This window comes from Acinetobacter sp. GSS19 (assembly GCF_028621895.1).
Classification (GTDB): domain Bacteria; phylum Pseudomonadota; class Gammaproteobacteria; order Pseudomonadales; family Moraxellaceae; genus Acinetobacter.
The window spans coordinates 1,102,137-1,114,934 of record NZ_CP117520.1 but is presented as its reverse complement, the minus strand read 5'-3'; the positions used below and the strand labels follow the sequence as shown (position 1 = coordinate 1,114,934).

General features: G+C 42.7%; 13 protein-coding genes. 6 read left to right on the top strand and 7 right to left on the bottom strand.

Annotated features, from left to right (window positions below; all coding sequences use genetic code 11):
* Positions 1–64 precede the first annotated feature (64 nt).
* The 5 genes from iscU to fdx all read left to right on the top strand — a co-directional run bounded on the left by iscU (position 65) and on the right by fdx (position 3,656).
* The gene (gene iscU / locus PGW99_RS05400) at positions 65–451 is read left to right on the top strand and encodes a Fe-S cluster assembly scaffold IscU (RefSeq protein WP_273779183.1); all 387 of its coding nucleotides are present in this window, start codon (positions 65–67) and stop codon (positions 449–451) included.
* A gap of 35 nt (positions 452–486) precedes the next feature.
* Positions 487–807 carry an iron-sulfur cluster assembly protein IscA gene (gene iscA / locus PGW99_RS05395; RefSeq protein ID WP_273779182.1) on the top strand — a complete coding sequence of 107 codons (321 nt, stop codon included), beginning with the start codon at positions 487–489 and terminating at the stop codon, positions 805–807.
* An 81-nt stretch (positions 808–888) separates the two neighbouring features.
* Positions 889–1,404, top strand: coding sequence for a Fe-S protein assembly co-chaperone HscB (gene hscB, locus PGW99_RS05390; RefSeq protein ID WP_273779181.1), 516 nt, complete (start codon positions 889–891; stop codon positions 1,402–1,404).
* A gap of 38 nt (positions 1,405–1,442) precedes the next feature.
* Positions 1,443–3,302: a Fe-S protein assembly chaperone HscA gene (gene hscA, locus PGW99_RS05385; RefSeq protein ID WP_273779180.1), complete on the top strand. Its 1,860-nt coding sequence runs from the start codon at positions 1,443–1,445 to the stop codon at positions 3,300–3,302.
* 15 nt (positions 3,303–3,317) lie between these two features.
* A complete protein-coding gene (gene fdx / locus PGW99_RS05380; protein WP_273779178.1) occupies positions 3,318–3,656 on the top strand; it encodes an ISC system 2Fe-2S type ferredoxin in 339 nt (112 codons plus the stop codon).
* A 51-nt stretch (positions 3,657–3,707) separates the two neighbouring features.
* Here the strand turns inward: fdx and PGW99_RS05375 are convergent, their stop codons facing one another.
* The 6 genes from PGW99_RS05375 to PGW99_RS05350 form a co-directional block, all read right to left on the bottom strand.
* Positions 3,708–5,195 carry an adenylate/guanylate cyclase domain-containing protein gene (locus PGW99_RS05375; RefSeq protein ID WP_273779177.1) on the bottom strand — a complete coding sequence of 496 codons (1,488 nt, stop codon included), beginning with the start codon at positions 5,193–5,195 and terminating at the stop codon, positions 3,708–3,710.
* Positions 5,196–5,258: 63 nt separating this feature from the next.
* The gene (locus PGW99_RS05370; RefSeq protein ID WP_273779176.1) at positions 5,259–5,693 is read right to left on the bottom strand and encodes an HIT domain-containing protein; all 435 of its coding nucleotides are present in this window, start codon (positions 5,691–5,693) and stop codon (positions 5,259–5,261) included.
* A gap of 231 nt (positions 5,694–5,924) precedes the next feature.
* Positions 5,925–9,386: a transcription-repair coupling factor gene (mfd, locus tag PGW99_RS05365; protein ID WP_273779175.1), complete on the bottom strand. Its 3,462-nt coding sequence runs from the start codon at positions 9,384–9,386 to the stop codon at positions 5,925–5,927.
* 176 nt (positions 9,387–9,562) lie between these two features.
* Positions 9,563–9,919: a hypothetical protein gene (locus PGW99_RS05360; RefSeq protein ID WP_273779174.1), complete on the bottom strand. Its 357-nt coding sequence runs from the start codon at positions 9,917–9,919 to the stop codon at positions 9,563–9,565.
* 312 nt (positions 9,920–10,231) lie between these two features.
* The gene (gene rraA, locus PGW99_RS05355; protein WP_273779173.1) at positions 10,232–10,747 is read right to left on the bottom strand and encodes a ribonuclease E activity regulator RraA; all 516 of its coding nucleotides are present in this window, start codon (positions 10,745–10,747) and stop codon (positions 10,232–10,234) included.
* A 14-nt stretch (positions 10,748–10,761) separates the two neighbouring features.
* Complete coding sequence (locus tag PGW99_RS05350; protein ID WP_273779172.1) at positions 10,762–11,427, bottom strand: nucleoside-diphosphate sugar epimerase; 666 nt, start codon at positions 11,425–11,427, stop codon at positions 10,762–10,764.
* Between the two features lie 213 nt (positions 11,428–11,640).
* On the opposite strand from PGW99_RS05350, the gene rpsT reads away from it, so the two are divergent.
* Positions 11,641–11,910 (top strand): 30S ribosomal protein S20, encoded by a 270-nt coding sequence (gene rpsT / locus PGW99_RS05345; protein WP_273779171.1) that lies wholly within the window; start codon positions 11,641–11,643, stop codon positions 11,908–11,910.
* A gap of 89 nt (positions 11,911–11,999) precedes the next feature.
* On the opposite strand, the gene PGW99_RS05340 is transcribed toward rpsT, so the two are convergent.
* Positions 12,000–12,746 carry a phosphoglycerate mutase family protein gene (locus PGW99_RS05340; RefSeq protein WP_273779170.1) on the bottom strand — a complete coding sequence of 249 codons (747 nt, stop codon included), beginning with the start codon at positions 12,744–12,746 and terminating at the stop codon, positions 12,000–12,002.
* Positions 12,747–12,798 lie beyond the last annotated feature (52 nt).

The window sequence follows — 12,798 nt, the reverse complement described above, 5'->3', positions numbered from 1 at the left end:
GTTGAAATTAGTGTTTTACCCCTCATATTAATATTAGGCTGACCCCGAGGTTTGGAGAAGCAACATGGCTTATAGTGATAAAGTAATTGATCATTACGAAAACCCTCGTAATGTGGGCGTTCTAGACAAAAATGCTGAAAACGTAGGCACAGGTATGGTCGGTGCACCGGCTTGTGGTGACGTGATGCGTTTGCAAATCCAAGTCAATGATGAAGGTGTGATTGAAGAAGCACGCTTTAAGACTTATGGTTGCGGTTCAGCCATTGCATCTAGCTCGTTAGTAACCGAATGGTTAAAAGGAAAAACTCTAGACGAAGCACAGGCAATTAAGAATATCGATATCGCGAAAGAACTTGCGTTACCTCCTGTAAAAGTACACTGTTCTGTACTTGCAGAAGATGCAATTAAAGCTGCGATTGAAGATTACCGTAGCAAAAAAACGCAAGCTTAATTGTAGTGTGACCTGGATAAATTAACGGAGTTTTCATGATCCATTTAACTGAAAATGCTGCAACTCATATCAGCAATTACTTAAAAAATCGCGGTAAGGGTGAAGGCATTCGCGTTGGAGTGAAAACTTCAGGCTGTTCAGGTTTGGCCTATGTGCTTGAGTTTGTTGATGACATCGATGCACATGACCAAGTATTTGAACAGTTTGGTGTTAAAGTGTTCGTAGACCCAAAAAGTTTAGTCTATCTTGATGGTATGGAGATGGACTACGTGAAAAATGGGTTAAATGAAGGCTTCGAATTTAATAATCCAAATAAAAAAGGTGAATGTGGTTGCGGTGAATCCTTCACTGTTTAAGCCACCCCTCTTCACTGAGCATTAAAACAGTGTATATTACACTGTTTTAATTGCATTTAATTATCGTGGAAATCGTCTCCCATGAATCATTTTGAGTTGTTCGACCTTCCTGTAGCACTCGATATTGATTTAGCAGCTTTAAAATCACAGTTTTTAAAATTGCAGCAACAATATCATCCTGATAAAGCAACCGACAAAGAACAGGCACTGATTCAATCGAGTGAGATTAATCAGGCCTATAAAGTCCTGTCTGCAGTTGATAGTCGTGCCGCTTATCTGTTGGCCTTAAAAAAACAGGATCATCACCTCGACCAATCCATTCATGATTTTGAGTTTCTACAATCCGCTCTCGAAATCCGTGAACAACTGGATGAAGCCCAGGATTCCACACAACTTCAAACCCTAAAAGACGAAGTTAAACAGTGGATTGATGGACTCATCAGAGAATTCAAGATTGATTATCAGGATGAAGACTGGTCTGAAGCACGTGATACCGTACGCAAATTACGCTTCTTCCAACGTGTCATGAATGATATTGAAAAAGCTGAAGATCAACTACTTGATGATGACAGCTTTAACCTCGATGATGACTTCTAAACCAAACCTATCATGATTTGTTTTCAAGGGATTTAAACATGGCACTCTTGCAAATTGCAGAACCAGGTCAATCAAGTGCGCCGCATGAACACCGTATTGCGATTGGTATTGATTTGGGAACTACCCACTCGCTTGTAGCAACAGTGCTTTCAGGTAAAGCCAAAGTCCTTAATGATGAACAAGGTCGTGTATTACTTCCTTCTATTGTTCATTATTCGGAAAACTCGACTGAATATGGCGATGAAGCCAAACCGTTCATTACTAGCGATCCGAAAAACACCATTGTGTCTGTCAAACGTTTCATGGGACGTTCACAAGCAGACATAAAATTCCAGCATCCTTATGATCTGGTGGGTGAAGCCAATGAAATGCCTGCTTTCGAAACACGTGCAGGACGTAAAACTCCAGTTGAAATTTCTGCTGAAATTCTTAAGCAGTTAAAAGAACGTGCTGAAAAAAGCCTGCAAAATCCGATCAATGGTGCAGTCATTACCGTTCCTGCCTATTTTGATGAAGCACAGCGCCAAGCAACACGAGATGCAGCCCAGTTAGCCGGTTTAAACGTATTACGTCTACTCAATGAACCTACTGCTGCTGCTGTGGCCTACGGTTTAGATCAAGAAACCAATCTAGAAACCGACCGCAACTATGTCATTTATGACTTGGGTGGCGGCACTTTTGACGTTTCTATTTTACGTTTTTCACAAGGCGTTTTTGAAGTTTTAGCGACAGGTGGCCATACTGCACTCGGTGGTGATGACTTAGACCGCCTGATTGTAAAATGGGCCAAAAAACAGTTAAATCTGGACATCCTGGATGATCAGCAATATGCCCATGCGATTGTCGCTGCACGTCAAGCCAAAGAAACTCTCACAGATCATCCCTCTGTCTCTCTAGAGATGGTTGGGCAAACTTTACAGCTCGACCGTGCAACCTTTGAAGAGATCATCCAAGTCGCTTTGGACAAAACCATCAGTGTATGTAAACGCGTGATGCGTGATGCTAAACTTGAACTGGATGAGATTCAAAATGTCGTATTAGTAGGTGGCTCAACACGCTCCTATGCTGTACAGAAAGTCGTTGCTGAAGTTTTCCAACAAACGCCTCTTTGTACAATCAATCCAGATGAAGTCGTTGCGATTGGTGCGGCGATTACCGCGAATCAATTAATTGGTAATAGCCAAGATGGCTCATTACTTTTGGATGTTACTCCACTGTCTCTAGGTTTGGAGACGATGGGCGGATTAGTTGAACGTCTAATTTCACGCAATACCGCGATTCCAGTGGCACGTCGTCAGGAATTCACCACCTATCAGGATGGTCAGACAGCAATGCTGATTCATGTAGTACAAGGTGAACGTGATCTCGTCGAGCACTGCCGCTCACTTGGCCGTTTTGTATTGCGTGGCATTCCACCAATGACCGCGGGCCAAGCCCGTATTGAAGTCACCTTCCAGGTGGATGCAGATGGTTTGCTTACTGTAACTGCCAAAGAAACCACTTCAGGTGTACAAGCCCATATCGACATTAAGCCATCCTATGGTTTATCGGAAACCGATACCGAACGCTTATTACTTGAAGGTTTCAAGTTTGCGGAAGAAGACAAACAGTTACGTCATCTTCAAGAAACCAAAGTGGAAGCTCAACGGGAACTAGAAGCTTTGGAACAAGCCCTGAAAGCCGATGCTCATTTGTTGACTGAGCAACAACTGACAGCGCTACAAGAAGCAAAACTTCAGTTAGAACTACAACTCAATCATGCTGATATCAAATCGATTGAAAATGCAGTACAACAACTGAAAGTCCACAGTGATGCTTTTGCTGCATTACGTATGAATCAACATGTTGATCAGGCCTTAAAAGGCACTAAGTTGGATGACTGGTCAAACTCAAACTAACCATAGGTGAAGATTATGCCACGTATTAAAGTTCTACCGCATGCACAAATTTGCCCCGAAGGTGCTGAGTTTGAAGTTGAAAAAGATGCCAATCTTTGCCAAAGCCTGCTCGATCACAACATCAAGATTGAACATGCCTGTGATATGTCATGTGCATGTACAACCTGCCATGTGATTGTACGTAAAGGTTTTGACAGTCTGGAAGAAATGAACGATGTTGAAGCAGACCTACTTGATCGTGCGTGGGGCTTAGAACCAGATTCACGTCTCTCCTGTCAGGTGATTGTTGAGGATGAAGATCTAGAAATTGAGATTCCGAAATACACCATCAATCATGCTTCGGAAAGTCACTAACTTCTCCAATAAAAAACCACTCAGTTGAGTGGTTTTTTATTTGCTTGAATTTTATATATTTTGGTGTTGTGACACAGAGGATACCGTATCACGTTTAGGCATCTGAATCACTTCGTCTTCAATATGCAATTTCACGATCCCTTGCGAATTTGTCAGCTTACGCTGTAATTCTAAACGCTGGATCATGTTTTCGAGCACCTTAATCAGCTCAGGATATTCGAAATTTTGTGCTTCATCTAAATTCAACAGAAGATGGAAACCTTTGTATTCATAATCAAACCATTGCTGATTATCGAGTTTACGAACATTATATTTTTCCATGATTTGCCAAGTCTTCACCGGCCCCTGAATACCTTTCAGAAAGATAGGGGGCTTCGGCGAACACAGAAAATCACTTTTAATCAGCTGATAGGTATCATCAGAGATCAGAATTTCATCCACTTTTGCTGCACTTTGCAAACGGGCAGCCAAGTTAGCATCTCGACCAACAATCGTATACGCCATACGGTGAGTAGCCCCATAGTTACCCACATGACAATATCCCGTGCTCACGCCCATACGGATATGTAATGCCGGATAGCCCATTTTCACCCAACGTTCGCGCAACAGCTTCATTTGCTGTCGCATGGCCAAAGCCATTTCTACACAAGTTTTCGCATCTTGGGCAACACCATTCGAATGTGGATCACCAAAGAAAATCAGGATGGCATCACCCATGAATTTATCAACTGTGCCACCATATTGCTTCGCAATATCGGTCATGTGACTGAGATAATCATTAAGCAAGAAAGCCAAATCATCGGGAATCAGGGTTTCAGATAATTCGGTAAAGCCTTGAATATCCGAAAAGAAAATGGTCATTTTCTTACGTTTATATTCAATTTTAGCTTGTGCCTCTCCACGCATAATGGATTGCCATAACTGCAGCGGTGCATAGCGGCTGAGCTGATTGGCCAGCTCCATATAACGGTTCATTTCCTCATAATAATGCTGACGATTTTTATTAAGGAAACTCGCACGCTGGTTTTGATAAAAGCTGCCGACACCAAAGTAAGCAATGAGACAGATAAAACCCAATACAATCAGTTCGGTACTGGTGTGATCAAAATATTCAGCAAAACCAAAGATAAAGATATTGCTCAGGTAGAAAACTGTAATACCCAACAAACTTGCCATTGAGACAATCAGGAATGGAATTTTGTTATTGATTGCCGTATACAACAAAGCAAATAAGGCAATAAAACTCAGGACCAAGCTCAGATGAACAGCCGATAAAGTGACCGCAACCACCATCACATCTAGAGCGAACATCACATAATTATTAATTCTTTTATTATAACGATACAGTAGCCAACGTGATAATTTAGGGTGAATCAGAAGAACAAATAAAAAAAACAGTGGGGTGTAAATCTGGTAGTTAACATCAGGTGCCGTGTAATAATAAATGACCACTAACAAAGACAGCATCAAATACCCCATCAGGCGATGGAAATACGCGAATTGTCTTGGTTCTTTCTCAACCCAGCTTGCTAATGGCACAATGGCACCCCAATGCTCAAATCTTTGTCACGCGCAATACGCGTGACAGGAAACCGATCTGGATTAATCCATACGCCAATCAAATGGCATGTCACCTTGCCCGCGCAAAGCCAACATCAAGGTCTGACGCATGTGTGCAAGGACTTCATTGCTATAAGGAACTGCTGGTGTGCCCCACACTGGTTTTGGCCATGCCACATCATTCTGATAACGCACCACATGATGGAAATGTAACTGGGGCACCATATTCCCCAAAGCCGCTACATTCATTTTATCTGCACGGAACACGCGGGATAATTGGCTGGATAACCAGCTCGATTCACGCAGAAACTGTTCCTGATCCGCCTGACTTAATTCATATAACTCAGTGACGCCTGGTACACGTGGTACCAAAATCAGCCATGGGAATTGCATATCATTCATTAAACGACATGTTGATAGCGGAAAATCGCCAACCAAAAAAGTATCTTGAGCAAGTTGTGGGTGCAAACTAAACATATCTTTATAAATGATGCAATAACTATGATGGTTAATACTACCACATCAGATGTGGTGTGAATATTGTACGTAAAGGGTTTTATGCCAAATCAGCGTATCACTTTTATACCCAATATCAGCACTTTAAAGAATCTCTTTAAATAATCAAGCCTTTGTTGGAATAAATGCTGTTTGTTTGGACAATCCGTGAAATGTAACGGAAGTCCTGTATAGGATTCCGTTACATCAGCCTTATCTCGCCAAGTCTTGTAACAGACCTTTCAGCACATCATGAATGAACTGTAAGCGTTTCGCATAATCTTCGAGTTCCACTGTCACTTTCAGACGTTGACCACCATCCATTCGGTAATACGTTGGATGCTTCTGCATCAATTGAATGATACTAACCGCCTGCACCGGTGTATCGGGGGAAAATTCAATATGTCCACCCTGGCGATTAAGGTCAACCTTGGTAATGCCCAACTGTTCGGCCTGTAAACGAATTTGGTGCACACTGAAAAGCTGTTTCACTGCTTGTGGCGAGATCCCAAAACGGTCAATCAATTCCATACGGATATGATCCAATTTCTCCTGACTGTCGGCATTACTGATGCGTTTATAGAATAAAAGACGCTGATGTACATCTCCCAAATAATCATCTGGAATTAAGGCCGGCATGTGCAGGTTAATTTCTGCAGTCAGCGATAGCGGTGCATCGAAATTCGGCGTCTTGCCTTTTTGAATGGCTTTGGTGGCTTTTTCCAGCATTTCCATATAAAGACTATAACCAATCGCCTGCATCGAACCACTTTGTTGCTCACCAAGCAGCTCTCCTGCACCACGGATTTCCAAATCCTCAGTAGCCAACATAAAACCAGCACCCAAGGTTGACGCACGCTGGATGGCATCCAAACGTTTTTCCGCATCGCCCTTCAGATGTTTGATCGAAGGCACCAGTAAATAGGCATAGGCCTGATGGTGGGAACGTCCAACACGGCCCCGCAACTGATGTAGCTGAGCTAGACCCAGTTTATCTGCCCGATCAATCAAAATAGTATTGGCATTTGGCACATCAATCCCGGTTTCAATAATGGTCGAGCACACCAGCACGTTATATTCTTTATGATAAAATTGCTGCATGACCTGTTCGAGCTCACGTTCACGCATTTGCCCATGAGCCACTGCGACACGGGCTTCAGGCACCATTTGACGTATATTTTCAGCAGCGCGCTCGATGCTTTCGACTTCATTATGCAGAAAGTACACCTGCCCCCCACGCAATAGCTCACGCAGAATCGCTTCCTTAATCGCATCGCCAGTGTGTTCCGTGACAAAGGTCTTCACCGCAAGGCGTCGTGCCGGAGGCGTCGCGATAATCGACAAATCACGCATACCGCTAAAGGCCATATTCAAGGTCCGTGGAATAGGAGTTGCCGTTAGCGTAAGCATGTCAATATTGGCACGCATAGCTTTAATGCGTTCTTTATCGCGCACACCAAAACGGTGTTCCTCATCCACAATCATGAGACCCAGATCTTTAAACTGTACATTTTCCTGCAGGATTTTATGGGTACCAATGACAATATCGACTTTACCTTCAATCAAATCCTCGATGGTCTTCAAATGTGCCTTACTCGAACCAAAACGCGATAAGACTTCAATGCGTACCGGCCAATCTGCAAAACGGTCTTTAAAGGATTCATAGTGCTGTTGAGCCAGTAAGGTAGTCGGCACCAGTACCGCTACCTGCTTATTGTTCTGTACCGCTACAAAGGCTGCACGCATAGCAACTTCGGTTTTACCAAAGCCAACATCGCCACAGACCAAACGATCCATGGGTTGTGCACGCTGCATATCATGCAAGGTAGCTTCAATTGCATTGGCCTGATCCAGTGTTTCTTCATAGGCAAAACCGCTTGCGAACTGCATATACAGAGTATGATCGAGCTCGAATGCAAAGCCAGGTTTAGATTGACGTCGTGCCTGGATATGCAGCAACTCAGCAGCTACATCATGGATCTGCTCGAGCGCTTTACGTTTTGCCTTATTCCAAGTATCGGTTCCCAGCTTATGTAAAGGTGCCAAGTCCGGATCACCGCCACTATAACGGCTGATCAGATGCAGGTTGGTCACAGGTACATAAACTTTGGCTCCTTCTGCATAATCAAGTTGCAAAAATTCATGGGTTTGCCCATCAATTTCTAGGGTCATTAAACCAGCATACCGCCCTACACCGTGATCAATATGTACTACGGGAGCACCAATATTCAGTTCTGTCAGGCTGCGAATTAAAAATTCTTCCGACACTTCCTGCTGACGTTTACGACGTCGCTGTACAACACGATGCTCATAGAGCTGATTTTCTGAAATAACGGAGAGCTGATCCGTCAGCAGTAAACCACGGTCTAAAGGTGCACTGGTAATGGCTACAGCGTGTTTCTGTGCGATAAATTCGGCAAAATTCTGTACGCTTGGGATTTCACCCAGACTGCTTCTAAGTGCATCTTTCAGCGTTTCACGGCGTCCCGCACTTTCTGCAACCAACAATACAGGTGAATTTGACGCCTCAACATATTGCTTGATTCTAAAAAAAGGTTGCTCTTGCTTCGGATCAACTGGGAGTTTAGGCGGTTCCTGCGTTTCTAAATTCAGCGCTCCCGCCTTGAGTTCCACCTCATCAGCAGATGCAATTATTCGCGGGAACTGATTGAGCATGGACAAGATCTGATTTACCGGAATAAAAATCTCTTCTGGCGGTAAAATCGGCTGATCAATATTATGCTGACGTTCTTCATAACGACGGATGACATCTTTCCAAAAAGCAGTCAGCTCCCCTTCGATCTGCTTATTTGTAATGACAATGCAATTCCTTGGTAAGTACGATGCAAGGGTTGATTGACTTTGCATCATCTCTTTACTAAAGAAAAGTGGAAAATAAAATTCCAATCCGGGCGTCGCAATGCCTTCCAATACATCTTGATAGATCGGATTTTTCTTTGGATTTGCTGTAGGAAAACTTTCCGCGTAGCGATCTCTAAAAGTCGAGCGTGCTTCTTTTAAGGGAAATTCTTTGGCCGGCAAGATACTGAAACTTTGCAAACTTTCGGTTGTACGCTGGGTTTCAGGATCAAAAAATCGTAGCGTTTCAATTTCATCATCAAACAGGTCGATGCGGATCGGCGACTGCTGACCTGATGCATAAATATCCATGATACTGCCACGAACGGCGAACTCACCATGGTCATATACCGTATCGACCAAATGGTAACCTGCCTGAATCAGACGGCTTTTTTGTTGCTCCAGATCAAATTTCTGACCGACCTGAATATCAAAATGTTCACCTAGAATCCAGGAAACCGGCGCGACACGCTGCGCAAGCGTGGATGCCGAAAGCAGCAAAATGCCCTGTTTTGGCATATTGGACAAGATGGACAAACGTTCAGAAACAATGTCTTGGTGCGGAGAAAGACGGTCATAAGGCAAAATTTCCCAATCAGGAAAAATCGTGGGTTTCACCCCATAAAATTCCAGTTCGCTTTCTAATTGGGCCAGATGCTGGTTATTTCGCGCAACAATCACCAGAAGCTGCTGTGACTGTTCACTGATTTCTTTAAAGACTAATGCTGCTGCTGAGCCTAAAATTGAACCGATCCAACGTTTTTCACCGGCTTTGAGCTGTGACAAATTGAGCTGAGAGATTTCTTTTTGAAACATGTAGATAGATCTGGGCCTAAATGACATTGTTGCTAATACTAGCATGATGCGAACGTCAGTTTAGTTAATTTTTCTCAACTTCGATGATGTGGTAACTCACAATTATTCTGCACCTGACTCCAGCCAAAACGAGCCTATTGGAATTGACTAATCTGCCCTTCTGAGCACTCTCATTTTTATTTATTTCGTTGAAATTTCACAAAGTAAGCATTCAATTTCTGGATAATCTGTTTCAACTCATTTAGGTTAGCCTGAGTATTACCCAAACGCTCCACAAAACGTTGCGTGGCGATTTCCAGATCAATTTTTTCGTTGATCTGCGGGGTAATTTCAAACAGTTTTTTGAGATCATTAAAATTTTCAAGTTTTCGGTTAGAAAAATACTCCAATCGTGCAGCCAGAAGATTCACGACAATACCATCAACAATTGGACCCTGTTCCGGATCAAACTGGATATTCTGTTCACGTAAATAGACTTGCTCTTCAGTTTCCTTAGCGCTTGGTTTAAAGAGGTCAGTGAGCTTCTTTAACATTTCCTCATCCTTTTCTGATTCAAAAAAATATTACATCTATTTTAACTAGGTTTTTTCCACACTTGTTTGATTTACAGAAGTAATTGTTTACATGCTTAGGCTATTTTATATTGACTCAGCATCTAGCAAGTTCAGAAGAACCCGTTTCTTATCCGAACAATTGATTTTTAAAGTACACGTTTAGATTTTATGTATTTTCGTTTTGAGTAAAATCTTTTCCTATCCATCATAAAAAAGACAGATAAACGATTTATCTGTCTTTTTTATTGAGTAAAAATAGCAAGGGTTTTACTTGTTTAAGGCATCGACTCGTCAGGCTAAATTCACCAAAGCTTGTTTTGCCACCACGATACCGTTGTTATCTGCATAAATGTAATCACCGGACTGAATGGTAACACCACCAAAATGCAAAGTAATATCAACTTCACCTAGACCTTTACGGTTACTTTTTTGCGGAATAGCGGCCAAAGCATGGACGCCGAGATCCAGCTGAGCAATCGCGTCTACATCACGTACACAACCGTAAATAATCACACCATTCCAATGGTTTTTTACCGCAGATTCAGCGATTAAATCCCCCATCAAGGCACAACGCATCGAAGCGCCGCCATCCACAACCAGAACTTTCCCTGTTCCGTCGGTTGCAAGCAGCTCTTTGACTCGAGAATTGTCTTCAAAACATTTTACAGTGACTACCTGCCCACCAAAGGTTTTGCGTGCTCCGTAACTTTTAAAAAATTTACCATCCAATGAAGGGCTTACCACTTGCAAGTCCAGCTCAGGATGATCATCAAGTAAATCACAGGTTACAAATGCTGCTGTAGTCATTTCTCTCTCCGCATCTATCGGTTTTTTTGTAGGCTTAAATTATCATAAATTTGAAAGGCTTCCGTTTGCGATTGTGCAACCTCGACCATAGTATGAGCCAGTTGTTGTGCTGAAATCGGTTTATAGCGAAATCGCTTTTTAATCCAAGGTTCAACAATGCCATAGGCTTTTTGGGCAAAATGCTCCAGAACACGTGTGTCTTGACGTTGTCCTAATAACAGCGACGGTCGAAAAATAGACACCTGAGCCAGATTCAAACTCTGAATATAGTCTTCGAGTTCGCCTTTGACCTGATTATAAAAAAACCAGGAATTTGAATCTGCACCGAGTGTGCTCACCAATAGGTAATGAATCGGTTTATCTTGTAACAGATCAGCAAAATGCGCATTGATTTCAAAATCAATATCGTAAAAATTTTGTCGAGAACCTGCCTTTTTCAAGGTCGTCCCCAAACAGCTAAACGCATGGGTATGGCCATTCACATCCTCATCATTTAACAGGAGAAAATCTTCGAGTACCAATTGCTGGACTTTTTCCAGATGCTCAAACTCGCTAATCGCGTGCCTTACAATCACTGTGATTTGTTCGCATTGCCCCAGCTCATGCAAGCTTTGCACCAAGGCTCGCCCAACCAGACCACTCGCCCCAAGTACAATTGCTTTCTTAATGATTTTAGTCATTTTTTATTCTATCTCCGGAGATTTCTTATAATCTAACGTTTTCTTTCATTTTTATCTTCATCTAAAATGTTGTCAAAGCGTCTCAAAGCTTGACTTCGGTGTGCCATTTCATCAAAATATGGCACTTGTTTACGGGCTGGTGATAGTGTGTTCTGGCAAATGTCAGTTTAAACTACAGCCCGCCCAGACCAATCAATTTCAAGGAGTGCAAGAGTGGCAAACTCTGCTCAGGCTAAAAAACGTGCGCGTCAAAACGTTAAAGCGCGTAAACACAACGCAAGCTTGCGTTCTATGGTTCGTACTTACATCAAACGTACTGTAAGTGCAATCGCTGCTGGTGATTATGCTGTTGCTACAGAAGCTTACAAAAAAGCTGTTCCTGTAATCGACCGTATGGCTGATAAAGGCATCATCCACAAAAATAAAGCTGCTCGTCATAAGAGCCGTTTAAATGCTCAAGTTAAAGCACTTGCTGCTAACTAATTGATGCATGTAAAAAAAGCCCTTCACAGGGCTTTTTTTATGACTAAAGATTGATATCCTGTTATAAAAATTGTATTTCTTTCAAATTGTTAGTGTACAGAATGACGCTGTAAAAATTCTGGAATATGCAACTGCTGTACCTTACCTCGCCAGATCCATTTCAGTTGACTGTTACTAAATTCTTCACCTTCAAACCAAACAAATAGCCCTTCCATCATTGCTGGCCAGTCTTCTTGGGCAATTTGCTTGTGTCCTGAGATGACCGCAATAATCGCGGCAATAATCGTATCATGGCTCACTGCCAAACTTAAGCCCTGCGCGGTTTGTGGATGGGTGTTATAAATCAGCTCCAGCACATCAGCTACCCCATGAATCGGATGTTTCATACCGGGTAATGCATTATTAACAAAGCTGTTAATAAATCCCAATGCACCTTGTTGCTTAAAATACGGTGCGGCTTGCTTGATATCCAACACAAAACTGCCAGGCTCAACCAATAAGCCCTGCTCCACAATTTCAATGCGATGTGTATTATGTTGGGATTGCTTGACCTGATCTGCACCCTCAATCATCAATGCCGCTGTATCGATACAACGCTGGATCGGACTGGAAATACAATGCTGCACTACACGACCGGTATTTTGAATCAGGTATGCTCCCCACGCTTGAGCAAGCTCACGCCCCTGCGGGGTTAATTGCAAATCATAGCCGGCCAGTCCCTGCCCGTCCTGAATTTCTCTTACCGAATGACGGGTAAACAAGGTCACCGGTGTTTGAGCATCGGGAAGCAAATCAATAGCATGTAACATGCTGGAGGGTAGCAGTTCGAGAGACATGACGTTATCTGTTTCTATCCTGAGTTATGCTTTCACTATACCCCATCCATAC